General features: G+C 62.5%; 27 protein-coding genes and 2 tRNA genes. 26 read left to right on the forward strand and 3 right to left on the reverse strand.

What is annotated here, in order from left to right:
• Positions 1–76 precede the first annotated feature (76 nt).
• From CXQ94_RS01810 to CXQ94_RS01820, 3 genes are all read left to right on the forward strand, one after another.
• On the forward strand, positions 77–1,453 hold the full coding sequence (locus tag CXQ94_RS01810; protein ID WP_104086505.1) for a cystathionine beta-synthase: 1,377 nt from the start codon (positions 77–79) through the stop codon (positions 1,451–1,453).
• A gap of 22 nt (positions 1,454–1,475) precedes the next feature.
• Positions 1,476–2,636, forward strand: coding sequence for a cystathionine gamma-synthase (locus CXQ94_RS01815; RefSeq protein ID WP_104086506.1), 1,161 nt, complete (start codon positions 1,476–1,478; stop codon positions 2,634–2,636).
• Between the two features lie 324 nt (positions 2,637–2,960).
• On the forward strand, positions 2,961–3,623 hold the full coding sequence (locus CXQ94_RS01820; protein WP_104086507.1) for a transglycosylase family protein: 663 nt from the start codon (positions 2,961–2,963) through the stop codon (positions 3,621–3,623).
• A 125-nt stretch (positions 3,624–3,748) separates the two neighbouring features.
• Here the strand turns inward: CXQ94_RS01820 and CXQ94_RS01825 are convergent, their stop codons facing one another.
• A complete protein-coding gene (locus CXQ94_RS01825; protein ID WP_104086789.1) occupies positions 3,749–5,125 on the reverse strand; it encodes an amidohydrolase in 1,377 nt (458 codons plus the stop codon).
• A gap of 129 nt (positions 5,126–5,254) precedes the next feature.
• Here CXQ94_RS01825 and CXQ94_RS01830 point away from each other — a divergent pair, with 129 nt between their 5' ends.
• From CXQ94_RS01830 to CXQ94_RS22395, 15 genes are all read left to right on the forward strand, one after another.
• Positions 5,255–6,004 carry an SDR family oxidoreductase gene (locus CXQ94_RS01830; RefSeq protein ID WP_104086508.1) on the forward strand — a complete coding sequence of 250 codons (750 nt, stop codon included), beginning with the start codon at positions 5,255–5,257 and terminating at the stop codon, positions 6,002–6,004.
• Positions 6,005–6,211: 207 nt separating this feature from the next.
• Positions 6,212–6,304 carry a K(+)-transporting ATPase subunit F gene (gene kdpF, locus CXQ94_RS01835; RefSeq protein WP_104086509.1) on the forward strand — a complete coding sequence of 31 codons (93 nt, stop codon included), beginning with the start codon at positions 6,212–6,214 and terminating at the stop codon, positions 6,302–6,304.
• A 9-nt stretch (positions 6,305–6,313) separates the two neighbouring features.
• Positions 6,314–7,969, forward strand: a complete 1,656-nt coding sequence (kdpA, locus tag CXQ94_RS01840) for a potassium-transporting ATPase subunit KdpA (RefSeq protein WP_104086510.1) — start codon at positions 6,314–6,316, stop codon at positions 7,967–7,969.
• Positions 7,966–10,080, forward strand: coding sequence for a potassium-transporting ATPase subunit KdpB (kdpB, locus tag CXQ94_RS01845; RefSeq protein WP_104086511.1), 2,115 nt, complete (start codon positions 7,966–7,968; stop codon positions 10,078–10,080). The genes kdpA and kdpB overlap by 4 nt, the downstream gene beginning before the upstream one ends.
• A gap of 4 nt (positions 10,081–10,084) precedes the next feature.
• Complete coding sequence (kdpC, locus tag CXQ94_RS01850; RefSeq protein WP_104086512.1) at positions 10,085–10,666, forward strand: potassium-transporting ATPase subunit KdpC; 582 nt, start codon at positions 10,085–10,087, stop codon at positions 10,664–10,666.
• A gap of 35 nt (positions 10,667–10,701) precedes the next feature.
• A complete protein-coding gene (locus CXQ94_RS01855) occupies positions 10,702–13,275 on the forward strand; it encodes a DUF4118 domain-containing protein (protein WP_104086513.1) in 2,574 nt (857 codons plus the stop codon).
• Entirely contained in the window at positions 13,272–13,946 is a 675-nt protein-coding gene (locus tag CXQ94_RS01860) for a response regulator (protein WP_104086514.1), read from the forward strand. Before CXQ94_RS01855 ends, CXQ94_RS01860 begins: the two co-directional genes overlap by 4 nt.
• 57 nt (positions 13,947–14,003) lie before the next feature.
• Positions 14,004–14,606, forward strand: coding sequence for a PadR family transcriptional regulator (locus CXQ94_RS01865; RefSeq protein WP_181034036.1), 603 nt, complete (start codon positions 14,004–14,006; stop codon positions 14,604–14,606).
• Positions 14,607–14,663: 57 nt separating this feature from the next.
• Positions 14,664–16,130 carry an MFS transporter gene (locus CXQ94_RS01870; RefSeq protein ID WP_104086516.1) on the forward strand — a complete coding sequence of 489 codons (1,467 nt, stop codon included), beginning with the start codon at positions 14,664–14,666 and terminating at the stop codon, positions 16,128–16,130.
• Positions 16,131–16,237: 107 nt separating this feature from the next.
• Positions 16,238–16,876 (forward strand): NAD(P)-dependent oxidoreductase, encoded by a 639-nt coding sequence (locus tag CXQ94_RS01875; protein ID WP_104086517.1) that lies wholly within the window; start codon positions 16,238–16,240, stop codon positions 16,874–16,876.
• A 39-nt stretch (positions 16,877–16,915) separates the two neighbouring features.
• Positions 16,916–17,575 (forward strand): MOSC domain-containing protein, encoded by a 660-nt coding sequence (locus tag CXQ94_RS01880; protein WP_104086518.1) that lies wholly within the window; start codon positions 16,916–16,918, stop codon positions 17,573–17,575.
• A 374-nt stretch (positions 17,576–17,949) separates the two neighbouring features.
• The gene (locus tag CXQ94_RS01885) at positions 17,950–19,902 is read left to right on the forward strand and encodes a DEAD/DEAH box helicase (RefSeq protein WP_258066554.1); all 1,953 of its coding nucleotides are present in this window, start codon (positions 17,950–17,952) and stop codon (positions 19,900–19,902) included.
• Positions 19,903–20,157: 255 nt separating this feature from the next.
• Positions 20,158–20,229, forward strand: a tRNA-Thr gene (locus CXQ94_RS01890).
• 64 nt (positions 20,230–20,293) lie between these two features.
• Positions 20,294–20,367, forward strand: a tRNA-Met gene (locus tag CXQ94_RS01895).
• A 225-nt stretch (positions 20,368–20,592) separates the two neighbouring features.
• Positions 20,593–20,832, forward strand: coding sequence for a hypothetical protein (locus CXQ94_RS22395; RefSeq protein WP_181034037.1), 240 nt, complete (start codon positions 20,593–20,595; stop codon positions 20,830–20,832).
• Here CXQ94_RS22395 and CXQ94_RS01900 read toward each other — a convergent pair.
• On the reverse strand, positions 20,788–21,024 hold the full coding sequence (locus CXQ94_RS01900) for a helix-turn-helix transcriptional regulator (RefSeq protein WP_104086520.1): 237 nt from the start codon (positions 21,022–21,024) through the stop codon (positions 20,788–20,790). The two genes, CXQ94_RS22395 and CXQ94_RS01900, sit on opposite strands and share 45 nt — an antisense overlap.
• Before the next feature lie 93 nt (positions 21,025–21,117).
• Here CXQ94_RS01900 and CXQ94_RS01905 point away from each other — a divergent pair, with 93 nt between their 5' ends.
• The 4 genes from CXQ94_RS01905 to CXQ94_RS01925 all read left to right on the forward strand — a co-directional run bounded on the left by CXQ94_RS01905 (position 21,118) and on the right by CXQ94_RS01925 (position 22,734).
• On the forward strand, positions 21,118–21,348 hold the full coding sequence (locus CXQ94_RS01905) for a hypothetical protein (protein WP_104086521.1): 231 nt from the start codon (positions 21,118–21,120) through the stop codon (positions 21,346–21,348).
• A 303-nt stretch (positions 21,349–21,651) separates the two neighbouring features.
• The gene (locus CXQ94_RS01915) at positions 21,652–21,915 is read left to right on the forward strand and encodes a hypothetical protein (RefSeq protein WP_104086523.1); all 264 of its coding nucleotides are present in this window, start codon (positions 21,652–21,654) and stop codon (positions 21,913–21,915) included.
• A complete protein-coding gene (locus tag CXQ94_RS01920; protein WP_104086524.1) occupies positions 21,915–22,430 on the forward strand; it encodes a GIY-YIG nuclease family protein in 516 nt (171 codons plus the stop codon). The genes CXQ94_RS01915 and CXQ94_RS01920 overlap by 1 nt, the downstream gene beginning before the upstream one ends.
• 112 nt (positions 22,431–22,542) lie before the next feature.
• Entirely contained in the window at positions 22,543–22,734 is a 192-nt protein-coding gene (locus tag CXQ94_RS01925; protein ID WP_104086525.1) for a hypothetical protein, read from the forward strand.
• A gap of 174 nt (positions 22,735–22,908) precedes the next feature.
• Here the strand turns inward: CXQ94_RS01925 and CXQ94_RS01930 are convergent, their stop codons facing one another.
• A complete protein-coding gene (locus CXQ94_RS01930) occupies positions 22,909–23,184 on the reverse strand; it encodes a hypothetical protein (protein WP_104086526.1) in 276 nt (91 codons plus the stop codon).
• Positions 23,185–23,345: 161 nt separating this feature from the next.
• Between CXQ94_RS01930 and CXQ94_RS01935 the strand changes: the two genes are divergently transcribed.
• The 4 genes from CXQ94_RS01935 to CXQ94_RS22400 all read left to right on the forward strand — a co-directional run bounded on the left by CXQ94_RS01935 (position 23,346) and on the right by CXQ94_RS22400 (position 25,235).
• A complete protein-coding gene (locus CXQ94_RS01935; protein WP_104086527.1) occupies positions 23,346–24,482 on the forward strand; it encodes a DNA polymerase III subunit beta in 1,137 nt (378 codons plus the stop codon).
• Positions 24,475–24,750 (forward strand): hypothetical protein, encoded by a 276-nt coding sequence (locus CXQ94_RS01940; RefSeq protein ID WP_104086528.1) that lies wholly within the window; start codon positions 24,475–24,477, stop codon positions 24,748–24,750. The genes CXQ94_RS01935 and CXQ94_RS01940 overlap by 8 nt, the downstream gene beginning before the upstream one ends.
• Positions 24,747–24,989 (forward strand): hypothetical protein, encoded by a 243-nt coding sequence (locus tag CXQ94_RS01945; RefSeq protein ID WP_104086529.1) that lies wholly within the window; start codon positions 24,747–24,749, stop codon positions 24,987–24,989. Before CXQ94_RS01940 ends, CXQ94_RS01945 begins: the two co-directional genes overlap by 4 nt.
• A 93-nt stretch (positions 24,990–25,082) precedes the next feature.
• Positions 25,083–25,235 carry a hypothetical protein gene (locus tag CXQ94_RS22400; protein ID WP_181034038.1) on the forward strand — a complete coding sequence of 51 codons (153 nt, stop codon included), beginning with the start codon at positions 25,083–25,085 and terminating at the stop codon, positions 25,233–25,235.
• Positions 25,236–25,388: the final 153 nt, after the last annotated feature.

Here is a 25,388-nt window from a genome sequence, read left to right on the forward strand (position 1 = left end):
CTACCACCGCAAGCTTTCGACCCCGAAGGTAACCTGCGGTGGCTTGGGGCAAGCCAAGAGGACTACCTTGGAAGCTATGAAGTATGCGAACTCCGTCCTGGACCTGATCGGCAACACCCCGTTGGTGAAACTTAACAAGGTGAGCGCCGGAATCCAGGCCACAGTGCTGGTGAAACTGGAGTACCTGAACCCGGGCGGATCGGCCAAGGATCGCATCGCCGTGAAAATGCTTGACGAGGCCGCCAAAGAAGGCAAGATACATCCTGGTGGCACCATTGTGGAACCCACCAGCGGCAACACGGGTGTGGCCATGGCCATGGTGGCCCAGCAACGCGGGTACAAGTGCGTTTTTGTGGTCCCGGACAAGGTGGGCGAGGACAAACGCGCGGTGTTGCAGGCCTACGGTGCCGAGGTGGTGGTAACCCCGACGGCGGTCCCTGCCGACAGCCCGCAGTCCTACTATGGTGTTTCCGACCGTCTGGCGGCGGAAATCCCCGGCGCCTACAAGCCAGACCAATTTTCCAACCTCAACGGTCCGCTCAGCCACTACGAAACCACCGGACCAGAAATCTGGCGCGACACCAACGGTTTAGTCACCCACTTTGTGGCGGGGGTGGGGACTGGAGGGACCATCTCCGGGACTGGCCGATTCCTGCGGGAAATCTCCGCAAACCGCCCCGAAGGTGAAGTGCAGATCATCGGTGCTGACCCGGAAGGTTCTGTTTACTCGGGCGGCACCGGCCGGCCCTACCTGGTGGAGGGCGTGGGTGAAGACATCTGGCCGCCGTCGTACGACCCCTCCGTGCCGCACCGGATCATCGCGGTGAGCGACAACGACAGCTTCGCCATGACCCGCCGTCTCGCCCGAGAAGAGGGCCTCCTGGTGGGTGGCTCCTCAGGCATGGCCGTGGTGGCCGCACTGGAAGCTGCCAAGGGGCTGGGACCTGAGGCCGTCGTCGTCGTCCTATTACCGGACAGCGGGCGCGGCTACCTGGCCAAGATCTTTGACGACAAATGGATGCAGTCCTACGGCTTCCTGAAGGTCACCGACGAACCCGCCATTGGCGAAGTCCTCAAGGCCAAGACCGGGCAACTGCCGGCGCTGGTGCACATCCACCCCAACGAGACGGTGCGCGATGTCATTAATCTGATGACCGAGTACGGGGTTTCGCAGATTCCCGTACTCACGGCCGAACCGCCGGTGGTGATGGGAGAGGTGATCGGATCGGTTGACGAGCGCACCCTGACAGGGAAGCTGTTCCGGCATGAGGCAAAGCTGACGGATAAAATTACCGAGCACATGCAGGCATCCCTGCCGATCATCGGCTCACTTGAACCCATCTCCGCTGCCCGCACCAAACTGCAGGACGTGGACGCGCTCATGGTGACGTTTGTCGGCGCGCCCGTAGGTGTGCTGACCCGCCACGACCTGCTGACCTACCTCAACGACTGAGATTCCACCCCAAGGAGAGACCATGACTGAAGGCTTCAACACCCGAGCCGTGCACGCCGGACAGACACCGGACCCCACCACGGGTTCGGTGATCCCGCCGCTGTACCAAACCACCACGTTCGCCCAGGACGGGATCGGCAAACTCCGCAACGGCTACGAATATGGCCGCGGCACCAACCCGACCCGCGATTCACTTCAGGCCCAGCTCGCCGCACTCGAGGGCGGGGACTTCGCGTTCAGTTTCGCCTCCGGGCTCGCCGCCGAGGACGCACTGATCCGCGCGCTGCTGGTGCCCGGGGACCACATCGTCATGGGCAATGACGTCTACGGTGGCACCTACCGGCTCATCAACCGGGTCCTGTCCGTCTGGGGTATCAGTAACGCGGCGGTGGACATGTCCGACGCCGGCGCCTTGGCCGCCGCTGTTGCCGCGGGAGGGCCGGAGGGCAAGACAAAAATGGTGTGGGTGGAGACGCCGTCGAACCCGATGATGAAGATTACCGATATTGCCGCGATTGCCGCCGTGGCCCATGAGGCCGGGGCGCTGCTGGTGGTGGACAACACCTTCGCGTCCCCGTACCTGCAGAACCCGCTCGCTCTGGGGGCCGACGTGGTGGTCCACTCCACTACCAAGTACATTGGCGGGCACTCCGACGCGTCGGGAGGGGCCATTGTGCTTTCCGACCCGGAGGCGGCCGAGAAGATCGGGTTCGTGCAGTTTGCCGTGGGCGCAGTGTCCGCACCGATGGAGGCCTGGCTGACAACGCGCGGCCTCAAGACGCTCGGTGTGCGGATGGACCGGCACTCCTCCAATGCCCAGGAAATTGCCGAATGGCTGCTGACCCGGCCCGAGGTGGAGCGCGTGCTGTACCCCGGCCTGCCCAGCCACCCCGGACATGAGCTGGCAGCGAAGCAGATGCGCGGCTTTGGCGGCATGATCTCCGTGCAGTTCAAGGGCGGGGAGGAGGCGGCCCGCAAGGTGGCCGAATCCACTCACCTGTTCACGCTTGCGGAATCGCTGGGCGGTATCGAGTCTTTGATGAACTACCCGTCGGAGATGACGCACGCCTCCGTCAAGGGCACCGAGCTGGCCGTACCGGTGAACCTGATCCGGCTATCGGTGGGTATCGAGGACGTTGCGGACCTGATCGCGGATCTGGAGCAGGCGCTAAACGCCCTCTAGCCGCCCGCACCATGAAACGCTCGCTCAGCGACTGAGCGAGCGTTTCGCGCTGAGGCTTAAAATACATCAATCGTCCGTTAAAAACAGTGCCAATAAGGTAACAGTAAGCTGATTTGCGTATCAATTTGCTTCGGATTTACCGTGGAGGATGCCCTGCGGGGCCGGCCGCACCCCTAGGTGGGCCACGAATGCCCGTAGCCTGCACACACCGAACGCCGTCATGCGGCGGGCTGCGGAAACAACCTCCACATCAATAGGTTGGACGGTGGCGCGACGATGTCCGGGGACGGATGGAGCGAAGGTGGCCTTTGGGAGTACGCATCCATGAAGAACACCAAAATTACACGCAACATCGCCCGTTGCCTCGCCGTTGCGGCCATCGCCGGAGCGGGCATGGCCGTGGCAGGAACCGGAGCCAATGCGGCCGACGGCGGCACCTGGGACGCCCTGGCACAGTGTGAAAGTGGCGGGAACTGGGCCATCAACACCGGCAACGGCTACTCGGGCGGGTTGCAGTTCAGCGCCAGCACCTGGGCGGCCTACGGCGGGGCAGGGTCGCCGGCAAGCGCTTCTCGCGAGCAGCAGATCGCCGTGGCCGAGCGCATTCAGGCGGGTCAGGGCTGGGGTGCCTGGCCGGCCTGCTCGGCACAGCTGGGGCTTTCCGGCGGTGGCGGTGCGGCCTACGCACCCGCTGCTGTGCCAGCGCAGGCGCCCGTTCAGGCGCAGGCACCCGCGCCAGTCCAGGCAACACAGCAGGCACCTGTCGCCCAGGTTCAGGCACTGGCTCCCGTACAAGCCGTGGTGCAGGCACCCGTTGCCCTCAGCGGCGAGACTTACACCATTGCCTCCGGCGACACCCTGAGCACCATCGCCGAGAAACTTGGCATCCAGGGTGGCTGGCCAGCACTGTACAGCGCCAATATGGACACGGTCATCCATCCTGACCTGATCTTCACCGGGGCCGTCCTGCAACTCCCGGCCCAGTAATCCTGCCCCTACCGACGCGGTATCAACTTTGGCCCATTTTTCGGGAACGCGTGTGCAATCAATTGCACACGCGTTCCCGAAAAGACCACCAAAAGTGATACCGCGTTGGGGCGGGGTGGGGGACGCTACACGCGCGAGGCTACGGCACCTACCCGGGAAACGGCGTCGTACGTGTACACGGGCTTGCCGCCAATGAACACCTGCAGGGCCCGTTGCATGACGTCAAGGGGATCCCCGCTCCACAGCACCAGGTCCGCATTCTTGCCCACGGCAAGGGAACCGATGCTGTCGGCCAGGCCCAGCACCTTGGCCGGGTTGATCGTGATGGACCGTAGGGCAGTGTCCCGGTCCAGGCCCTCTCTAATGGCAAAAGCGGCCTGGTGGACCAGGAAGTTGATGGGCACCACGGGGTGGTCGGTGATGATGGAGATTTCCACGCCCGCCGCCGCCAGCTTGCCCGGATTGGCGATGGAACGTGCACGCAGTTCGGGCTTTGACTTGGTGGTGAACAGCGGGCCGATCAGCACCGGCGTGCCGCGCTTAGCGAGGACATCGCCCAGGACATGGGCCTCGGTGCCGTGGTCGATGACAAGATCGTAGCCAAATTCGTCGGCCAACCGGATGGCCGTGGCAACATCGTCTGCCCGGTGGCAGTGCTGGCGCCATGGAATTTCCTTGCGCAACACCATGGCCAGCGCCTCCATGTGGGCGTCGCGCGGCCGCGGTTCAGGCTGCGCCATCCAGTTTTGGGCGGCCATGAAAGCCTGCCGAATCACCAGTGCGGTACCCAGCCGGGTGGAGGGAGTCTGCTTCTTGTCGCCATAAGTTTTCTTGGGATTCTCGCCGAGGGCTGATTTCAGGCCGCTGGGGGAGCGCAGCACCATTTCCTCGATGTAGCGCCCGTGCGTGTGCAGGGCAACGGCCAGGCCGCCAATCGGGTTTCCTGAGCCGGGGTTCACATTCACCGCGGTGATACCGCCAGCCAGGGCGTCATCAAAGCCGGGGTCAAAGGGGTCCACGGCGTCAATGGCCCGGACACCCGCCATCACGGGGTCCGTCATCTCATTGACGTCGCTGGTGGAGGCAAGCTCTCCTTCGGGGTTCATGCCAAGGTGCACGTGCGCGTCAATGAAGCCCGGCAGCAGCCACTGGCCCTTGGCATCAAGCACGTCTGCCCCGGCGGGCACCTGCACGGAGGCCCCCAACGCCAGGATCTTCCCACCCTCCACCAGGACCGTGCCATCAAATGGTTCCCCGTCGATCGGCACCACGTGGGCGTTGATGATGGCCAGCACGCGCCTCTTCGCGGCGTCGGCGGCCTCACGGATGGCCGCGCTGATCGAGGCCGTGTTGGCTGCCGGCTTGGCCGCCGGAGCCTTGCCTTTGCCGGAAGGCTTGCCCGGCCCCTTGCCCGTGGTGCCGCCGGACGTCGCCACGCTGGCCGCCTTGCTCACGCGTCCCGGAACAAAAGCTGGCTTGGGTGTGGGCAGTGTGGGAGTCATGACGGCCTTTCGATGCGTGCACGGCTGTGCGGGAAACGTTGCGGCCCGGTGGACCAATTCCAACTTACCCCGCCAATCCTCCCCTTGGGCCCTGTCCCAAGATTAGGCTGGCAAGATTAGGCTGGGCGGATGACACACAAAACAGCCTTGATTACCGGCGTCGGCCGCACCGCGGGCATTGGCGCCGCCATTGCCCGCGCACTCGCCGCCGACGGCTGGGACCTGGTCCTGAACTACTGGCAGGCCTACGACGCCCGTATGCCCTGGGGCGTACAGCCCGACGACGTCGCCACTCTCACCGCCGAGCTCGAAGCCGCTGGCGCCCGGGTGTGGGCGGTGCCGGCGGACCTGGCTGACCCGTCCGCCGTCGAGCATCTGATGGCGACGATTGCCAAGGACGCCGGGCCACTGACGGGCATGGTGCTCTCGCATTGCGAATCGGTTGACTCGGGCATCCTGGACACCCCCTTGGAGAGCTTTGAGCGGCACTTTGCCGTAAACACCCGCGCTAGCTGGCAGTTGATCGCCGCTTTTGCCCGGCAAACTACGGACAACGGCGGTGCCATTGTGGCGCTGACCAGCGACCACACGGCGTTCAATCTGCCGTACGGCGCATCGAAGGGTGCGCTGGACCGCATCGTCATTGCCGCCGCGCGAGAGCTGGGCGGGCAGGGCATCAGCGCCAACGTCTTGAACCCGGGCCCCGTTGACACGGGCTGGATGGAGGCAGCCACACGTGACGAACTAACGGCACTGCAACCGGGTGGGCGGCTAGGGACTCCGGCCGACGTCGCCCCCACCGTGGTGTTTCTGCTTTCGCCGGGCGGGCGCTGGGTGAGCGGGCAGCTGATCAAGGCCGACGGCGGCTTCTCCGCCTAGCCGCGTCTCTTCTACCCGGAACTGGCAAGCAGTCCTGCACGGGGCGAAAGTGCACCCCGCGCGAAGTCGGCTGTCAGGCAACTGTCAGGAACGTGTCAAGAACGGGTGAGCGGACGTTAAGAACCCGTAAAAACACCCGCCACGGCTAAACCACGGGTGTGCGATGGAGAAAGACATCAACGCACATCTTTTGGAAGCAGGTTCGTCGTGGAAATTCTTACGTGGCTAATTTTGGGGTTGGTGGGGCTGGCGCTGCTGGTTTACCTACTAGCCGCCCTCATCCGCCCCGAGAAGTGGTGACCGGCCACCATGGTTCTTAACGTCTTTTCCCTCATCACCCAGGTGGTGGTGCTCATTGTGGTGCTGGCTGTCCTGCATCAGCCCATGGGCAAATACCTGGCGGCAACCTTCACCAGCCACAAACACCTCGCGGTGGAACGTGGACTGTATAAGCTCTCCGGTGTGGACCCGCAGGCCGACCAGCATTGGAAGGTCTACCTGCGCTCGCTGATCGCCTTCAGCGTGGTCTCGATCCTGGTGATCTTTGCTGGACTCCTCCTCCAGGGCGTACTCCCCTTCAACCAGGGCATGGGGGCAGTCGACCCGTGGGTCGCCATGAACACGGCCGTCTCCTTTGTCACCAACACCAACTGGCAGACCTACGTACCGGAAACCACGCTGGGCTTTGGAGCCCAGATGCTCCTGCTCGCCGTACAGAATTTCCTCAGCGCCGCCGTCGGACTGGCCGTGGTTGTGGCCCTGATCCGTGGCCTGGTTCGCGCTGAAACCCGCAATCTGGGCAACTTTTGGGTTGACCTGACCCGTGGCACCTTCCGCGTCCTGCTGCCCCTGGCCGTGATTGGGGCCGTGGTGCTACTCATCACCGGTGTCATCCAAAACTGGGGCGGCACGGACATTCACACCCTGGTCACCGGCGCGCAGCAAACAGTTCCCGGCGGTCCCGTTGCCTCACAGGAAGCCATCAAACTCCTGGGTACCAACGGCGGTGGCTACTTCAACGCCAACTCGGCGCATCCTTTTGAAAATCCGACGGCGTTCAGCAACCTGTTTGAGATCTTGCTGATCCTGGTGATCCCGTTCGCCCTCCCGGCCATGTACGGCCGCATGGTGGGGGACAAGCGCCAGGGATACACACTGCTCACCGTCATGGTGGCGTTCTGGCTCGCATCCACGGCATTGATGGCCTGGGCAATAGCCGCTTTCAGTGGCACCGGAACCAGCATCGGTGAAGGCTTTGAACAACGCTTCGGTGTTGCACCCAGCGCCTTGTTCGCCACAGCCACCACGCTGACCTCAACCGGCGCCGTCAACGTAGCCCACGATTCGCTGCCACCACTGGCTGGCGGACTGGCCATGCTGAACATGATGCTCGGAGAAATCGCCCCGGGCGGTGTGGGCTCTGGCCTGTACGGCTTGCTGGTCCTCTCCGTGGTGGCCGTCTTCATTGGTGGCCTCATGGTGGGACGCACCCCCGAGTACCTGGGCAAGAAGATTGGCGCACCCCAGATGAAACTGGTGGCCCTGTACATTCTGGTCACACCCGCTCTGGTGCTGCTGGGCACCGCTATCACCGTGGCCATCCCGGCGATCTCGGCAGCTGCTCCCGCAGAGGGCCCCCACGGCTTCAGCGAAATCCTGTACGCCTTCACCTCCGCTGCCAACAACAATGGATCCGCCTTTGGTGGCATCACCAGTTCGGGTCCGGCACTGGCCAGCATGCTAGCCGTGGCCATGTTCGTGGGCAGGTTCCTGCCCATCGCACTGGTTCTGGCGCTCGCAGGCTCACTTGCCAAGCAACGGAAAATTCCGGAAACCGCAGGCACCCTGGCCACCCACGGCCCACTGTTCGCCGCGTTGTTGGGCGGCGTGTGCTTGATCTTGACCGCACTTACCTACTTCCCCGCGCTCGCCCTGGGCCCGGCCGCTGAAGGACTGCTGAAATGAATCTGACTAATACCCTTGCGGCGCTACCCTTGGCTTTCCGCAAACTCAATCCGCGTTCCATGATCCATTCACCCGTCATGTTCACGGTGCTGATCGGTTCAATCGTCTGCACGCTGGTGAGCATCCAGCAACTATTCATGGGTTCCCCTACAGCGGTCTTTTCGATCATTGTCACGGTGTGGCTGTGGCTGACGGTCATCTTCGGCAACCTCTCCGAAGCCATCGCTGAAGGCCGGGGCAAGGCTCAGGCGGACAGCCTGCGCGCCGCCCGGACCTCCGTCATGGCACGACGCCGGATTGGCGCCTTGGTGCCCGCCGGACAGTCGGGTGGTGGGTACTCCGAGGAGTTGGTGCCCGGCACCGACCTGGCAGTTGGCGACATCGTGATTTGTGAGGCTGGGGACCTGATCCCCAGCGACGGCGACGTCATCGAGGGCCTGGCCAGTGTGGACGAATCGGCCATCACCGGCGAATCGGCCCCCGTTATTAGGGAGTCCGGCGGCGACAGGAGCTCCGTCACCGGCGGTACCAGGGTCCTCTCGGACCGGATCGTCATCCGCATCACGGCCGCCAGCGGCAAGACCTTCCTTGACCGGATGATCTCCCTGGTGGAAGGTGCCACGCGGCAAAAGACGCCGAACGAGATTGCGCTGAACGTGCTGCTCGCCTCGTTGACCATTGTCTTCGTGGTCTGCGTCATGACACTGGCACCCATGGCCAACTTCGCCAACGCACTGCCCACACCCGTGGTTCTGGTGGCCCTTCTGGTCTGCCTGATTCCCACCACCATTGGCGCCTTGGTGCCGGCCATCGGAATCGCCGGCATGGACAGGCTGATCCAACGCAACGTGCTGGCCACCTCCGGCCGGGCCGTGGAAACCGCCGGCGACATCACCACCTTGTTGCTGGATAAGACCGGCACCATCACCTACGGCAACCGCCGCGCCGTCGCCTTCGTGGCTGCCGACGGCGTCTCCCAGGACGTCCTTGTCGGCACCGCCCGGCTGTCCTCACTGGCAGACGAAACACCCGAGGGACGTTCCATTGTCGACCTGGCATTGGCCGGAACGCAGGAAGGACGATCCCCCGAGGCGGTGCTGGCTGATGCCTCAACCGATCTCAGGGGTGATGTCGAAGTCATCGAGTTCAGCGCCGTCACCCGTATGAGCGGGCTGAACTTTCCCGTAGGACACCCCGCAAACCCCGGCCAAACAGTCCTTGAGGTTCGCAAGGGAGCCGCGTCCGCCGTCGAACTCTATGCCAAAGAGCGCGGCGGGTTCCTACCCCAGGAACTGGAGGAAGCTGTACTGAAGATTTCCGGCACCGGAGGCACCCCGCTCCTGGTGGCGACCTACGACGGCGAGCGCGCCCAGGTGCTCGGTGTCATTCACCTGGCCGATGTGGTCAAGCCCGGCATGAAGGAACGCTTCGCCGAGCTTCGCGCCATGGGCATCAAGACCATCATGATCACCGGCGATAACAAGATCACGGCGGCGGCCATTGCTGCCGAGGCCGGCGTGGATGACTTCGTGGCCGAGGCTACGCCGGAGGACAAGCTGGCCGTTATCAAGGCCGAGCAGGACGCCGGGCGGCTCGTGGCGATGACGGGCGATGGTACTAACGACGCCCCTGCACTGGCGGCTGCGGATGTGGGTGTGGCCATGAACTCGGGCACCAGTGCGGCCAAGGAAGCGGCCAACATGGTGGACCTGGACTCGGACCCCACCAAGTTGATTGACATTGTGGGCATTGGCAAGCAGTTGCTGATCACCCGTGGTTCGTTGACTACGTTTTCGGTGGCCAACGATGTGGCGAAGTACTTTGCCATTGTGCCGGCCCTGTTCGCCGCGACTTTCCCGGGGCTGGGCCTGCTGAACATCATGGGCCTGTCGTCACCGGAGAGCGCCATCCTCTCGGCAGTCATCTTCAACGCCCTTGTCATTGTTGCGCTGGTGCCGCTGGCATTGCGCGGGGTCAAGTACCGGGCGGTGTCCGCCGCGCGGGCACTGTCACGGAACCTGCTCATCTACGGGCTGGGCGGCGTCATTGCCCCGTTCATCGGTATCAAGCTCATCGACCTGTTGGTCGCCCTCATCCCCACGATTGGTTAGCACTATGAACGCCTATGGACGACAAATCCTCACCTCCTTGCGATTCCTGTTCTTTGTGACTCTGCTGCTTGGCTTGGCCTATCCGGTGCTGATCTTCGGGATAGGTGCGGCTGTGGCCCCGGCACAAGCCAATGGATCCATCATCACCGTGGCGGGCGCGCCCGCCGGGTCCTCACTTCTGGCCCAGCCGGTCACGGGGGAGAAGTTCTTCTACCCGCGCCCGTCGGCCGTCGCCTGGGACCCGGCCACGTCGTCGGCTTCCAACCTGGGACCCAACCAGCCGGCCCTGATCGAGGCCATCGCCAAGAACCGGGCCGAGGTGGCCGCACGCGAGAAGGTTGCGCCGTCGCAAGTGCCCATTGACGCCGTAACGGCCAGCGGCTCCGGACTGGACCCCGATATTTCCCCGGCCTACGCCGCCTTGCAGGTGGCGAGGGTGGCCTCGGCCAACGGCCTGTCCGACGCGGTGGTGACCAAATTGGTTGCGGAGAACACCAGTAGCGGTATCAACGCCTTCTTGGGACAGGCGTCCGTGAACACCACCACCCTCAATGCGGCCCTGCTGCAGGTACAGGGAAAGCAGTAGGGCGGCCGTCGCCAGGTACTGCGAGAATAGGCACTATGACGCGCGGCATATTGAGGGTTTTCCTGGGGGCGGCCCCTGGCGTGGGCAAAACCTACTCCATGTTGGAGGAGGGCCACGCCCAGGCGGCCGCCGGGGTTGACGTGGTGGCAGGGATAGTTCTTGACCACGGGCGCGCACAAACCCGCAACCAGCTGGAGGGCTTGGAACAGCTGCCCACCAGAAAAATCAGCTACCGCGACACAGACTTTGAGGAGTTGGATGTGGCGGGGCTGCTGGCGCGGCGCCCCACGCTGGCCCTGGTCGATGAGTACGCCCACTCCAACATTCCAGGGGCTGGCAATGCCAAGCGCTGGCAAGACGTGGAGGAGTTGCTGGCCGCCGGGATTGACGTGTATTCCACTGTCAACGTCCAGCACCTGGCATCGCTGGGTGACGTGGTGGAGTCCATCACCGGCGTCCGGCAGCAAGAAACCATCCCCGATGAGGTGGTTCGCCGGGCGGATCAGATTGAACTGGTCGACATTCCGCCGGAGCTGCTGCGCCAACGCCTGAGCGCCGGCAACGTCTACGCCCAAGACAAGGTGGATGCGGCGCTGGCCAACTACTTCAGGTTGGGAAACCTGACCGCGCTGCGTGAACTGGCGCTGCTGTGGCTGGCCGACAGGGTGGAAGAAGGCGTCACCGCCTACCGGCAATCCCACGGGATAGCGGCAAGTTGGCCCACCCGCGAGCGCATCGTGGTGGGCCTGACCGGCGGGGCAGAGGGGGAGGTCCTGCTCCGGCGGGCCGCAAGGATACTGAGCCGGGTCAGCGGCGGTGAGCTCATGGCCGTCCATATTCCCCGCTCGGACGGGGTGGCAGGGGATGTGCCGGTGGCGTTGGAGGGTCAGCGCCAGCTAGTCACCGACCTGGGCGGCACCTACCATTCGGTGGGCGGTGAAGACCCCGCCCGGGCGTTGCTGGACTTTGCCCGCAGCGTGGGTGCCACCCAGATCGTTATTGGTTCCTCACGCAGGAAACCACTCCTGGGCGTCTTTGCTAGCCCCGGCGTCGGTGCCAGAGTGGTGCGCGACGCCGGCGACATGGACGTGCACATGGTCCCGCACCCTTTGGGCGGGAAAAGCAGGCCCAAGCTCAGCCGCGGAGACCTGAACCGTAAGCGAGTCATCGCCGGTTTTGCTCTTGCGGTAATACTGCCCCTGCTGGTGCAAGTTGCCACCGGCGAGCTCAGCTTGCAACTGACCATGCTCATCCAATTCGCGGCAACCATCGCGGTGGCACTCGTCGGCGGGCTCTGGCCTGCCGTGGTTGCCGCCGTGTGGAGCAGTCTGCTGCTGAACTATTACTCGGCACCTCCGGTGGGAACGCTGAACATCAGTGATCCGGAGAACCTGTTGGCCCTGGCCGTGTTCCTGCTGGCCGCAGTGGCCGTGGCGCTCGCAGTGGACCAGTCGGCCCGGCGATCCCGCGAAGCCATCAAGGCCGGTGCCGAGGCGGCCACCCTGAGCGAATTGGCCCGCGGCATCCTGGCCTCGCAGGACACGGTGCAGGTGTTCCTGGAACAGGTTCGCGAACATTTTGGTATGCGCACCGTGGCACTTTTTAGCGGGCAGGGAAGCGATCTGAGCACCTGGCGTATTGATGCGTCAGTGGGGGAGGAGCCCCCGCAGACCCCCGGGCAGGCCGAGAACGTGGAGGAAATCTCAGAGCACCTGGTATTGGGGCTGAGCGGGCGAATCCTGCCTGCCAGCGACCGGCGCCTCCTTGGTGCATTCGGAGCACACCTGATCGCCCTGGAACAGCGTGAGGCGCTGACCATCAGTCAACGTCAGAACCAGCAGCTGAGTCAGGACAACACCATTCGCACCTCGGTGTTGCGGGCTGTTTCGCACGATCTGCGCACACCCTTAGCTGGCATCAAGCTTGCTGTGAGCAGCCTGCGGCAAACCGAAGTGCACTTTGACCCCGAGGACGAGGCCGAGCTGCTGGCCACCATCGAACACTATTCAGACAGGATGGACGCCCTGGTTGGCAATCTTCTGGACATGTCCCGGCTGAGTGCAGAGATGGTCTCTCCCGTCATGGGGCCTGTCACCTGGCCCGAAGTCCTACCTGCAGCCCTACACGGTGTCCCGGTGGGGCGGGTGCGCAGCGAACTGCCCGCCAACATGCCACCCGTCGAGGCGGATCCTGGGCTATTGGAACGGGTTGTGGCCAATATTGTGGAGAACGCGGTGAAGTACGCGCCGGGCTCGGACATCACCGTGGTTGGCTCCGTGGGCGGCAGTGGAAGCGCCACCGTCAATGGCCACCCCGCCAGTGAGCTGCGCATCGTCGACCACGGCAAAGGCGTCCCCGCGGCCAATGTGGTGGCCATGTTCCGCCCTTTCCAGCGGCTCGACGACGTCTCCTACGGTGCGGAAGGTGGTACCGGTGTGGGGCTAGGGTTGGCCGTAGCGAAGGGCTTCACGGAGATCATGGGAGGAGCCTTGGAAGCTGAGGAAACACCCGGCGGCGGGCTCACCATGATTATTCGCCTTCCACTGTCCACCGGCACAAGAACTACTGATGCCAGCCATCCCGGCCGCACGAAAAGGGAAACACCGTGACAACAGTATTGATAGTCGACGACGAACCCCAGATCCTGCGTGCCCTCCAAATCAACTTGCACGCACACGGCTACACGGTGGTGCCTGCCGCGAACGGGACAGCGGCACTGCTGGCGGCGCAAACCCACCCGATCGACGTCGTCGTCCTGGATCTGGGACTGCCGGACATGGACGGGCTTGAGGTCATTGCCGGGCTGCGCGGCTGGAGCGATGTGCCCATCATTGTGCTCTCGGCCCGGCACGGCTCCCACGACAAGGTGGAGGCGCTGGACGCCGGTGCTGACGACTACGTGACCAAACCGTTTGGGCTCGATGAACTGTTGGCACGCCTCCGCGCCGCCTCACGCCGGGCCGGAACCACCACGGCCGAACCGCTCGTGGAAACGGCCGAATTTACCGTGGATTTGGCCAACAAGAAGGTCACCCGGGCTGGTGAGGCCGTGCGGATGACGCCCACCGAGTGGAGTGTGTTGGAGCTATTGGTGCGCAACCCCGGCCGGCTTGTCAGCCAGCAGCAGATCCTCTCCGAAGTGTGGGGGCCAGCCTATGCGAAGGAAACCCACTATTTGCGCGTGTACATGGCGCAGTTGCGGCGAAAGTTGGAGCGGGACCCCGCCAACCCGGTGCATCTGCTCACCGAGGCGGGAATGGGTTACCGCTTCGCCCCGTGACGGATCGCACGCACGTTCCGCTTATGTAGTCATGAACTTATTAGTAAGATTATGACTATGACGAAACGTTCGCCCCTGGCGCTAGCTGTGCTTGCGCTGCTCGAAGAAGCTCCCATGCACCCGTACCGCATGGCGCAACTGATTACCTTGCGGGGCAAGGACAAGGTCATCAACGTTAGCCAGCGGGCCAGCCTCTACAGCACCATTGAGCGGCTGGCGCGTGACGAAATGATCCGCGTGTCGGAGGTTGAGCGTGACGGGCAGCGGCCGGAACGATCGGTGTATGAAATTACCGACGCCGGACGCGCCACAGCGCAGAACTGGCTGACCGAGATGCTCTCCGTCCCCAAGCGCGGTTTCCCTGATTTCTATGCCGCACTGGCCCACGCGCCCATCTTGACACCTGAGGTATTGCAGAAGCTGCTGGTAGACCGCCGGGAGCTGGTGGCTGCTGAAGTAGCCGCCCTGCGGGATGAAATCTCCAGTGTCTGCGCATTTTTGCCCACCATTGTCTGGCTGGATGCAGAACTCATGTGTAGGACCCGGGCCACAGAGCTCGACTTCATTGACGACGTCCTGGCGCAACTAATCTCCGGCACCATGGCTTGGACCAAGGAATCCCTGGCCGCCTTGTCTCTGGCCAACGAGCCCAAGCCGTAACGACAGCGACGCCCGTCCCCATAATTTTGCACATCATCACTTGACGAGGAAACACGTATGAAAACCCCCGCCGTACCGATTGGCAAGGCACGCACTTTTGCTCTTGTTTCGCTTTTCCTAGCCTCGTTCATGGAGCTCCTTGACGCCACGATCGTCAACGTCGCCCTTCCTGACATTGAGCGGGCCTTGGGTGCCCAGAACGCTGAACTGCAGTGGATGGTGGCCTCTTACACGCTGGCGCTGGCGATTGGCCTGATTACAGGATCCCGGCTGGGCGACATCTACGGACGCAAGAAGATCTTCATCATCGGACTGGTGGCGTTCACCGTGGCCTCCGTGCTGTGCGGCATGGCCATGAACCCGGAAATGCTGATCGCCTCGCGAGCCCTGCAGGGCTTTGCCTCCGCGGCCATGATCCCGCAGGTGCTCTCCAGCCTGCAGGTCATGTACAAGCCGTCCGAACGTGCCGGTGCCATGGCCGGGTTCTCGGCCCTGGCAGGCGTTGCCGCAGTTTCCGGCCCCATCCTGGGTGCCATCTTGACGAACGCGGACCTCTTTGGCTGGGGCTGGCGCACCATCTTCTTCGTGAACATCCCTGTGGGAATCTTCGCCGTGATCTGTGCTGTGAAGTTCGTGCCCGAATCGAAAGCGCCGGTGCGGCACAAGCTCGACCTCTCCGGCGTCGTTGTTCTCGCCGTGGGCATGCTCGCCATCTTGTACCCGCTGACCATGGGGCGCGAAGAAGGCTGGCCGCTGTGGACGTTCCTGATGATGGGCGCCGGCATTCTGGTCCTGGTGGGCTTCGTGCTGATGCAGTGGCGTGAGGAAAAAAACGGGGGCGAGCCGCTGGTGGCGGTGTCCTTGTTCAAGAGCCGCCCGTTTGCCGCAGGTATTGCCATGATGTTCTTGTTCTTCATCCCGATGAACGGATTCTTCTTGATCCAGACATTGTTCTTGCAGCTGGGCCTGGAATATCCCATCTTGAAGGCCGGCCTGACCATGATCCCGTTCTCCATCATGGTGCCGATCCTTGCGGGCATCTCCGCTGCCATCTTGGCCAAGAAGATTGGCCGGGTGGTGCTGCAGCTGGGCCCGCTGGTCATCGCCGTCGGCTTCATGGTGCTGATCTTCACCGTCCAGGCCAACGGTGGCGGCGTCACCCCGTGGCACCTGATCGCAGGCCTGGCATTGAGCGGTGCCGGCTTCGGTATGGTGGTGGCGCCCGTAGGCATCTTTGTCCTCTCCGAGGTGCCTACCAAATTTGCCGGCAGCGCGTCGGGGCTGTTCAACACCACCAGCCAGCTCTCCGGTGCGCTGGGCGTGGCGATTGTGGGCACCCTGTTCTTCAACGGGATCGAATCCAGCACGGCCACCAGCCAGTCGGCGGTGTTCATCGACGGCTTCACCTCCACCATGTGGCTGATGGCAGGCGGGATGGTGCTGGCCGCAATCGCCGCCAGCTTCCTGCCCCGCTGGGCCGCCGACTCCGATGTCTCGGAAAAGTCGGTCTCCATCACCGCCTAATTTCCTTGGCGTACGACGGCGGCTGGTGACCCGGGTTTTCCCAGGTCACCAGCCGCCGTTGTATCCCCCGATGGTTGTAGCCTGTGACGTAACGAGGGAGTGAGTCCATGAGACTGGCAGTTTTTGGTGCAAGCGGCGGAGTCGGGCAGGAAATTGTGCGGCAGGCGCTTGCGGGCGGACATGAGGTGACGGCCGTGGTCCGCGACAAAGCGCGGCTGCCCGTGACAGGGGAAAGGCTGGAGGTCATTGAGATCCCCATGATCCAGAAACCGGAACAGCTCAGGAGTGCCGTGGCAGGCCGGGACGCGGTGCTCTCCGCCGTCGGCCCGCGGACGCGTAAACAAGCCGGGATGACGGCGCCCGTTACGCGCACCATACGCCAGGCCATGGAACTGACCGGCGTGCGCAGGCTAGTGGTCGTGAGTGCGTCACCGCTGGGACCGGTGCCGGAGGGGCAGCCCTTCCTGCTGAGAACCGTCATCACGCCGATCATCAACCAGATCTTCAAGGAAAACTACGTCGACCTGCGGATCATGGAGGCAGATCTGGCCAGCAGCGACCTGGACTGGACGGCGGTGCGGCCGCCGCAGTTGCTGAACACGCCGACGACGGGCGTCTACCGGACCGCCGTCGACGCCAACCTGCGCGGTGGGCGAAAAATCAGCCGAGGCGACGTTGCGCATGCCATGCTCGCCCTGGTTGGGGACCCTGCAACCTTCGGGCACGGGGTGGGCGTGGCCTACTGAGACGGCCGCTTTTTGGCGAAAGCGCAGTAGCGTTAGTGCATGACCGAAACCCCCGCCGGCTCCGTCCTGGCCGTCTGCCGCGTCCACGAACTGCACCCCGATGAGGGAACCGTGGGCGTGACGGCCATCGACAAGCGTCCCGTCGACGGCCCCGTCCATGTGCGCCCGTTGGGCCTGTATGGGGATCTCCAGGCGGACAGGAAAAACCACGGCGGCCTGGACCAGGCCATCTACGCCTACGCCCAGGAGGACATCGATTACTGGGGCGCGGAGCTAGGGCGGGACATTCCGCCGGGCCTCTTCGGCGAGAATCTGCGCACCAGGGGGATCGACGCGTCCGGGGCTGTAATCGGGCAGCGTTGGCGGATCGGCGACCACGTGGTGTTGGAAGTGACGTCGCCGCGCGTCCCATGCGCCACGTTCGCCCGCCGCATGGGTGAGCCACGCTGGGTCAAGCGGTTCACCGAGGCCGGCCGGATCGGCACCTATCTGCGCGTGCTGCACAAGGGAAAGCTGGCCGCCGGCGACCCGATCGAGATCGAGTTCACCCCCGACCATGGCATCACCGTGGGCAAGTTCTTCGCCAATCCCACCGTGGAGGATGTACGCACGCTGCAGGGGCTCCATGATGCCGGCGAACTCCATGTGGCCGAGAGCTACCAGCCCTACTTTGAGCGGATCCTGGCCCGCCAACAATGATCGCCTTCGGGAGTGGCCCGCTTCACTGTGCCGAACCTCACGGGCCGGCATCGACTTTAGCTCTGTCGTAGCTGTAAGGTATGCCCTACAATTTAAATATCCCCCACTCCGGTATCTCCTTTTATTTTCTGCCCAATTTTTGAGGCAGGAGCCTGAAGTGTATGGGGCCCGCAAAGTTTTTTAGGCGGGCAAGTAGCGTTCATAGGGGATTGCCGGCAAAGAAACGTCATGCAACGTTGACCTCGGTCTACGTTGGCGGCCGTACCCACGGTGCGCAAATGGCGCGAGATTCTGCCCGGGATGCCTAGTCGAGGCTGGATCTCTGCAATGCGGCAAATTCGCCGCCTGGCCCTATGAATGAGGACATTTTGACCATGCCCGAAAACACTACCGAATCTACTGAAAACACGGCCGTCAACACGGACGAAGAATCAGAACTTACTTTTGCCGAGCTCGGCATTGATGGCCGCGTACTCTCCGCCCTGAGCGATGTTGGCTACGAGAAGCCCTCACCCATCCAGGCTGCCACCATCCCGCTGCTGCTTGAAGGCCGCGACGTCGTCGGCTTGGCCCAGACCGGAACCGGTAAGACAGCAGCATTCGCTGTTCCCGCCCTCTCCCGCATGGCCGAGCTGATGGACCTCAACGGTCCCACCAAGAACACCCAGATCCTGGTTCTTGCACCGACCCGCGAGCTGGCGTTGCAGGTTGCCGAGGCGTTCACCTCCTACGCCAAGTACATGGACAACTTCTCGGTCCTTCCCGTCTACGGTGGCTCCGCTTACGGCCCGCAGCTTGCAGGCTTGCGCCGCGGCGCGCAGGTTGTTGTCGGTACCCCGGGTCGCGTCATCGACCACCTCTCCAAGGGCTCCTTGGACCTGTCCAACCTGCAGTACCTGGTGTTGGATGAAGCCGATGAGATGCTGCGCATGGGCTTCGCCGAAGATGTTGAGCAGATCCTGGCCCAGACGCCGGCCGAGAAGCAGGTTGCACTGTTCTCCGCCACGATGCCCGGCCAGATCCGTCGCATCTCCAAGCAGTACCTGAACAACCCGGCCGAGGTGACGGTCAAGTCCAAGACCACCACCGGCGCCAACACCCGCCAGCGGTACCTGCAGGTCATGGGCCCGCACAAGCTCGATGCCCTGACCCGTGTACTCGAGGTTGAAGAGTTCGACGGCGTTATCGCCTTCGTGCGCACCAAGATGGCTACCGAGGACCTGGCTGACAAGCTCAAGGCTCGCGGCTTCCAGGCTGCCGCCATCAACGGTGACATCCCGCAGCAGCAGCGTGAGCGCACCATCGAGGGCCTGCGTGACGGCCGCTTCGACATCCTCGTCGCAACGGACGTTGCAGCCCGTGGCCTTGACGTTGAGCGCATCACCCACGTCATCAACTACGACATCCCGCACGACACCGAGTCCTATGTGCACCGCATTGGCCGTACGGGCCGTGCCGGCCGTTCAGGTGACGCGATCCTGTTCATGACCCCGCGTGAGAAGTACTTGCTGCGTGCCATCGAAAAGGCCACCCGCCAGCCGGTTGACCAGATGCACCTGCCTTCCGCGGAGACCATCAACTCCCTGCGCCTTGGCAAGTTCGCCGAGAAGATCACCGAAACTTTGGCTACCAAGGATGTTGCGAAGTTCCGCGACCTCATTGCCAGCTACGAGGAAGAGCACGACGTCCCCGCCTCGGAGATCGCCGCTGCCTTGGCTGTTATGGCCCAGGGCGGACAGCCGTTGCTGGTCAACGACCTGCCGGCAGCACCGGAATACCAGAAGAAGGAACGCTCCAAGGACGGCTTCGGCTCCCGCGGCCCGACCCGCACCCTGACTGAGGGCAACGCCACCTACCGCATCTCGGTAGGCCGTCGCCAGCGCGTCATGCCCGGCTCCATTGTTGGCGCTATTGCCAACGAAGGTGGCCTGTCCTCCTCGCAGATCGGCGGCATTGACATCCGCGCCGACCACACTCTGGTGGAATTGCCGGCGGAGCTGAGCAAGGACCAGTGGCGTGCCCTGAGCAAGACCCGCATCAGCGGCGAGCTCATCAACCTCGAGCTGGACAAGGGCCGTCGCCCCACCGGCGGCAGCGCCCCCTACCAGGGTGGCGGCGAGCGTAACGACCGCGGCCAGGGCGGCTTCAAGAAGAAGTTCGACGGCGACCGCAGTGGCGGCGGCTTCCGCGGCGGCGACCGTGACCGTGGCGGCGAGCGTGGCGGCTTCAGCAGCGACCGCGGCCAGGGCCACACGGGCCACGGTGGCGGCGACCGCCGTCCCCGTCACGAAGGCGGACAAAGCTTCAACAGCAAGGGCAAGTGGTAAACACCACGCGCTAGTGCGCTAAAGAGGCACGATACCGGGATTCGGTATCGTGCCTCTTTTTTGTCAGCTCACCATGATGTGACACATTTCATGGCATGGGTGCCTTTTTGGGAGTTTAGGTGGGAAATTCGGGCCATTTGGGGCACTTTTTTGCTCATATTCGCGGTGGTTTGTGCGCCAAAACGGTGTGAAAGGACGTCGGGGGAATCCTCGATTTCACATCCAGCAAATCCGCTGGTAAAGTATTTTCTCGTTGCCCCCCTAGCTCAGTGGTAGAGCGCGTTCTTGGTAAGAACGAGGTCACCGGATCGATTCCGGTGGGGGGCTCTGAATGGGAAGGCTCGTGTCAAGACGGTTTTGACCGGCTGGGTACGGGCCTTTTCCCATTCGTGGCGGCATAGCTCAGTTGGTTAGAGCGCACGACTCATAATCGTGAGGTCCCGAGATCGAGTCTCGGTGCCGCTACCTGATCTGGCCCCAGAATCTCAACGATTCTGGGGCCTTTTCTTTTGCCCGAAATCTTATCAGGTGCCCCCGAAGGTGCCCCCGATACTAAATTACGTGCCAACGTAACACAGCCAACGATAACCGAAGCTATCGAATATTGGCCACCGATCCGCGCCCGACTTGTCCGCCCCTCGGGGTAAACTATTGTTCGAACATACTTACTAGAACATGGGGGACTGCCTTTTGACCGACAACCGTCTCAACGCGCTGGAACGCGAGACTACCAGCCTTGATCTGCGCGCTATATGGGGAACCAGCCCCGACGCAGTAGAGGCCAGGAACGAAGAGAACGCCACCGCTATTGCGATGACGCTCTCCAAGCTGACGGCAACCGATGTGGCGCTCATTTGCTCCGCGCTCCAGGTTGCCCCAGATGCGCTACTTCATTGCATCCGCCATGATCTTGGCCGGGTTGACGCCTAGGGCCTCGCATATGGCCACATAGGTCGGCATTGGGATGGCCCTCTCCCCTTTTAGGTAGCGACCCACCGCCATTGCGGAGATCTTAGCCTTAGTTGCGATCTCCGCATTGGTGGGCGGCTCCGGCATTCTTGCGATAGCAACCCTCAATTCCGTTGCGATCTTGACTGTCACTGGGCTAACTTTCTCTGTCATGCCTCCACTCTAAACCATCCGGTTAGAAATAACCACTCTGCGAATATGGATAACCGTTTGCTTAACAGCTAACCGTATGGTTAGAGTTGAGACATGGAAAACATCAACGCAACGATCACCAAGAAGATCGAATATGAAAAAGCCCGCCTCAACGTCCCGTGGGGCACATTGGCCGAGAACGCAGGCATGTCGCTAACGAACTTCAACCGGAAGCGCGTAGGAGGGAAGGATTGGTCGGCGACCGAAGTAGCCCGCCTGGCTGACTTTCTTCGAGTTCCGTTTGCCGAGTTCTTCCCCAGCGAGCTAGTCGAGGCCAGAGCATGAGCGCCACGGAGACAGCCAAGAAGGCGTATACGGTCCAGGAGGCCGCTGTGGCCTACGGAGTTAGCCCGGACGTCATAAGGGCCCACATCAAGGCTGGGAGCCTCGTGGCGCGATACCCAACGTCTCGGCCGATTGTCGGAGCCGAAGAACTTAACGACTGGTTCGAAGCTCTCCCCGAAGATTCCCCCTCTAAGTAACACCGAACCACTGCCGCAGCGCAAAGCGCCGGCCGCCCACTCTGGGCCCGTATCACCAAGACCGTTGTCTGACGGCAAGCCTCCCGCTGAGAAAGGTCCAATTGTCATGCCCGAAAACGATCCTGAACACGATTTCCTTGCAGAGCTTCGCCCCATGGGATTCGTTGGTGCGAAGAATCGACTCATTGAATGGGCGATGGAGGCCGGTGAGCGGCTGAGTGTTCGCGACGCCAAGAGCATTGCTGGCGCCGTCGTCAACGCTGCGGACATGGACGACTACAAGCGCATTACCCACGGCGACCCTGTCGGTGAAGGCGTAGCTCGTCGCTGGTTCCATTTCAAGCACAACCTTGAAGTGGTGGCGGCGTAGTGGATGACGATGACTTCAAGGACCCTAGCTTCCTTGCTGCACTGACTTGGGACAACGGCCCGGCCGCGCTGTCCTACCGTTCAACACTGGGTCCTTTCGTCTACTTCCTCAAGTCAGGCAACACCATCAAGATAGGTTGCTCTGCGACTCCGGAGATGCGGGCGGATCAGATCAGCCGTGGCGGGAAAGCAAAGCATCCCTCTGCGGGTCTCGCTGCCCGCCCGAAGTTGTTGGCGTACGGGCCGGGTGGGTTCGCCCTTGAGGCTGAGTATCACTACCAGTTCTATGAGGACCTTGACCGCGGCGAATGGTTCTTTCCGTCGCCGGGTCTCATCCAGCTAATCCATGACACTGCGATGTTGCAGGCGCGGCTGGAAGTGGAACATCAGGCTGCCTACTACCAGAGCGCAGTGCTATCCCATGGGTGGCCTGCTCAGACCTTCGACCTGGACAAGCTGACTCGAAAGCGTTTCAAGAAGCTTCTCCGCAACCTTCCACGAAAGGCCACTCCATGACCCGCCTAGCCCGCCTCTTCCGCCGCAAACCTTGCCGCTACCACCACCGCAGCACGGGCCCGGTAGTCATCAACCCTGACCGCGCCGAGGTCGTGCATGTGTGGGGGCAGCGATGAACAGTGTTGAGGCTGAACTTGAGTCGAACATCCAACGCGTCATGCGGGAGCAGAACGTCACGCGCAATCAGGCTGAACCCGTGGCACGGGCGTCTATCCGGCTTGAGGAGGCTCGGGCTGAACGTGTTGAGGTTGCGCGCCTATTGGTCCGTGACGCCGCCCGCGAGCACTACGCACAGCTTAACTAACCCCGCCGCCTATCCGGGCGGCTTATCTATAGGAGAAACAATGTCAGCTATCCAGATAATTTCATGGATTTTGATTGCAGTGTCGCTGTGCCTTAGCGGGTACTCGATACATCAGTGCCGTAGGGCTAAGAAGATGATGGACGGTTTCGCCGCTAAGGCCATGACGCGTCGGCGCTAGGCGGTTGCTGTCGCGTCAAACCCTCTGCTAAGTCCATCCACCTGTCGCTCAATCTGCTGGTGCATTGTTGTGTCGATGCCCGCTTCTTGAAGTGATTTCGCCAGGGACTGCAACGCGATCGTGTTGGCCACGGTAAGTTCCGCGATTGCAGCGATGGTCATGCCAAGATCGGTGACTTTGTCATCGCCAACTGGTTGTGCCATTTCGCGACAGCCGCGGTACGCCGCCTCCAAGTAGTCAAATACATTCTCGCTGGCAGTGTCTTCTGTCATCGAAGATCTCTCTTTCTGTAGGTGCGCAATCGCGCATGGTGTGACACCCAGAGCCTACCGATAGGGCAAGTAGAGGCGCCCATGATGACGCCACCCCAAAAAACAAGGCGCCCACCATGCACGGTGAGCGCCTTTTTCGTACCCAAATCTAGGAGTAACTAATGAGCAGTCTACAAGTAATCACGGCGCCGGCGAAGGAATGGATCGCGGCGCTGAACCGATTGGCCCCGGCGATGGTAGGTAAGAAGGCCGTTCCGATCCTGCATGCGGTCCTCATCGACCCCGCATCACGCACCCTGTCCGGCTTCAACTACGAGACGTCAGCGGTCACGACGATTGACGCCGAGGGCGACGGTGAACCGTTCCTTGCCAACTGGCGTCGGCTGTTGGATTCGATCAAGATCACGACAGGCTTGGACAAGTCGGCGCAGGTTTCGGTATCTGCCACGGATGAGCGGGTGACAGTCACTGCATGCGGCTACGAATTGCATATCGAGTCGATGAAGCTGGCCGACTATCCCGACATTCCGCTTGTCGCATCGGATGCTGTTGTGCGAGTGGCCGCTTCTGAGTTTCGGGCGTCACTGTCCCGCGTCTCATCGGCCGCGACAATTGACGACAGCCTGCCCATTCTGACGGCCGTCCAGTTGAACATGATCAGCGGAAAGCTGAGCATGGTCGCTACTGACCGCTATCGGCTCGCAATGGACAGCGTGAGTGGCGAAGGCAGCGGCAGCGGCACGTTCCTACTCCGGGCTCGTGCCGCCAAGGCATGGGATAAGCATCTTGTAGGCGACGCCCTTGAAATTGGCATTTCCAAGGGCGCCCTGATCGTCAAGACCGAGATGGTCACGTTTACCTCGATGGGCGTGGACGGTGACTACCCGAAGATTACGAGCCTCTTCTACAGGGACGCGGCGGGGGCGTTCGAGGTTGACCGGGCCGTGATGCTGGAGTCGGCGAAGGTCGCCATGGCAATGGCCGAACTCAACACTCCCTGCTTTATCCGGATGTTTGCAGGAGGCGCGGAGGTCACTTTCAACGACAGCCTGTTTGGAATCTCCAAAGCGCCCATCGCGCCAGGGGCTGCGGTAGTGGATGGCACGGAGGACATTTCCTTTGGGCTCAATCCCCGCTACTTCGTGGAAGCTTTGCAGCGCATCCCAACGAAGAATGTCCGGATCTCGTACGTGTCCGAGATTAGGCCTTTCTCAATCACGCCGGAGGGTGTTGCCGCTGGCGATGACGAGGCGCTGAACTTTTTGATCCAGCCCGTCAGGATGCCAAACCGTGGCTAGCCCCGCAGCCCTTGAGGATCTGGACTGGCCCACGGACGCTCTCAACTGGCTTGAGGCCTACGCGTGGTCCGGCTTGGACTTCACCGCCGATGATCTCCGCAAGTCTGTCCGCCCGGCCCCGCACGGCAACATGGTCGGCGGCGTTTTCCAGGCGGCCCGGAAGCTCGGCATCATCCGGCCCATCGGCTTTACCGAATCCAACACCCCGTCCCGCAAGCACTCGGTCATCCGGGTGTGGCGCGGCGTCAACGAAGGAGTAAGACAATGACACGCAGGTGGGTTGATGACCATACGCCGTTCCCGAAGGACAAGCGTTGGGTGATGTGTTGCGAGGCGCCAGGCTGCACGACGAAGTCTGAACCGTCCGCTGAGCAGCCGCCTTTGGAGCAGTTCGTTGCGGCCGGTTGGTTCATTGGCTGGACATGGGGCGACATTTGCCCGACCTGCCTAGCTGCCGGCGTCGTGCCCCAGGACAAGCCGCACCAGTTGATGGAGGCGACCCAGTGAACGCGATCTTCTACCTTCTCGTGGCTGCGTCTCTCGCGGGCCCGTGGATTCCGTACTACGCCCGCAAAGAACGAGACAGCAAAGAGGAATCCAATGTCTGACCTGATCGAACTCCCGACCCCGCACACTGACCCGAAAGCGCAGGACCGTTACCGGCGTGAACGTGTGGCCCTTGCTACTGACTCTGCCCTCGTTGACCGGCAAGAGGGCGCGGACACGATCAAGCGGGCGCTGGGGATCGCATGACCTGCAACCACCGCGACCGGGCCTGCACAGACTGCGCCCGTGACTGGATCGACCGGCTAAGGGGTAAGTGATGCACGACATGACCTGCAACTTTTGCGGCGCCGGAGTCAGCGGCACCATCACCGAGATGATCGATTGGTCCGAGCGTCACGA

The organism is Arthrobacter sp. GMC3, from assembly GCF_002929305.1.
In the GTDB taxonomy this organism is placed as follows: domain Bacteria; phylum Actinomycetota; class Actinomycetes; order Actinomycetales; family Micrococcaceae; genus Specibacter.

Coding starts and splice junctions, on each gene's coding strand:
- CXQ94_RS01810 (WP_104086505.1), top strand. CDS start 77: ATGAAGTATGCGAACTCCGTCCTGGACCTGATCGGCAACACCCCGTTG.
- CXQ94_RS01815 (WP_104086506.1), top strand. CDS start 1,476: ATGACTGAAGGCTTCAACACCCGAGCCGTGCACGCCGGACAGACACCG.
- CXQ94_RS01820 (WP_104086507.1), top strand. CDS start 2,961: ATGAAGAACACCAAAATTACACGCAACATCGCCCGTTGCCTCGCCGTT.
- CXQ94_RS01825 (WP_104086789.1), bottom strand. CDS start 5,125: ATGACTCCCACACTGCCCACACCCAAGCCAGCTTTTGTTCCGGGACGC.
- CXQ94_RS01830 (WP_104086508.1), top strand. CDS start 5,255: ATGACACACAAAACAGCCTTGATTACCGGCGTCGGCCGCACCGCGGGC.
- kdpA (WP_104086510.1), top strand. CDS start 6,314: ATGGTTCTTAACGTCTTTTCCCTCATCACCCAGGTGGTGGTGCTCATT.
- kdpB (WP_104086511.1), top strand. CDS start 7,966: ATGAATCTGACTAATACCCTTGCGGCGCTACCCTTGGCTTTCCGCAAA.
- kdpC (WP_104086512.1), top strand. CDS start 10,085: ATGAACGCCTATGGACGACAAATCCTCACCTCCTTGCGATTCCTGTTC.
- CXQ94_RS01855 (WP_104086513.1), top strand. CDS start 10,702: ATGACGCGCGGCATATTGAGGGTTTTCCTGGGGGCGGCCCCTGGCGTG.
- CXQ94_RS01865 (WP_181034036.1), top strand. CDS start 14,004: ATGACGAAACGTTCGCCCCTGGCGCTAGCTGTGCTTGCGCTGCTCGAA.
- CXQ94_RS01870 (WP_104086516.1), top strand. CDS start 14,664: ATGAAAACCCCCGCCGTACCGATTGGCAAGGCACGCACTTTTGCTCTT.
- CXQ94_RS01875 (WP_104086517.1), top strand. CDS start 16,238: ATGAGACTGGCAGTTTTTGGTGCAAGCGGCGGAGTCGGGCAGGAAATT.
- CXQ94_RS01880 (WP_104086518.1), top strand. CDS start 16,916: ATGACCGAAACCCCCGCCGGCTCCGTCCTGGCCGTCTGCCGCGTCCAC.
- CXQ94_RS01885 (WP_258066554.1), top strand. CDS start 17,950: ATGCCCGAAAACACTACCGAATCTACTGAAAACACGGCCGTCAACACG.
- CXQ94_RS01900 (WP_104086520.1), bottom strand. CDS start 21,024: ATGACAGAGAAAGTTAGCCCAGTGACAGTCAAGATCGCAACGGAATTG.
- CXQ94_RS01905 (WP_104086521.1), top strand. CDS start 21,118: ATGGAAAACATCAACGCAACGATCACCAAGAAGATCGAATATGAAAAA.
- CXQ94_RS01915 (WP_104086523.1), top strand. CDS start 21,652: ATGCCCGAAAACGATCCTGAACACGATTTCCTTGCAGAGCTTCGCCCC.
- CXQ94_RS01925 (WP_104086525.1), top strand. CDS start 22,543: ATGAACAGTGTTGAGGCTGAACTTGAGTCGAACATCCAACGCGTCATG.
- CXQ94_RS01930 (WP_104086526.1), bottom strand. CDS start 23,184: ATGACAGAAGACACTGCCAGCGAGAATGTATTTGACTACTTGGAGGCG.
- CXQ94_RS01935 (WP_104086527.1), top strand. CDS start 23,346: ATGAGCAGTCTACAAGTAATCACGGCGCCGGCGAAGGAATGGATCGCG.
- CXQ94_RS01945 (WP_104086529.1), top strand. CDS start 24,747: ATGACACGCAGGTGGGTTGATGACCATACGCCGTTCCCGAAGGACAAG.
- CXQ94_RS22400 (WP_181034038.1), top strand. CDS start 25,083: ATGTCTGACCTGATCGAACTCCCGACCCCGCACACTGACCCGAAAGCG.